Below are 242 nucleotides of genomic sequence, written 5' to 3' on the forward strand. Positions count from 1 at the left end.
TCCACCGCCGCACGCACCGCGCGTCCGGTACTCAACGAGATGGTCTGTGGCTGCTGTCGACCGAGATAGAACGACAGGCGCTCGGCACCGGCCACCGCGAGATACTCCGCAATGCTTTCCGGCGACTGGGTGTCCGAGGGCACCACATCGCAGAAGCTCAGACCGAATCGCTCCACCAGCGCATCCGACAGCGCCATGCTGCTGGCCACGGGGTGATCGATGGAGATCTTGACCAGGCGTTC

General features: G+C 64.5%; 1 protein-coding gene. It reads right to left on the reverse strand.

The genetic code is table 11. The annotated features are described in order from the left end of the window. A partial coding sequence (locus V6252_RS12985) for a sugar-binding domain-containing protein (protein ID WP_341610728.1) occupies positions 1-242 on the reverse strand: 242 nt, incomplete at both ends.

Source organism: Psychrobacter proteolyticus (assembly GCF_038155145.1).
Taxonomy (GTDB): domain Bacteria; phylum Pseudomonadota; class Gammaproteobacteria; order Pseudomonadales; family Moraxellaceae; genus Psychrobacter; species Psychrobacter proteolyticus_B.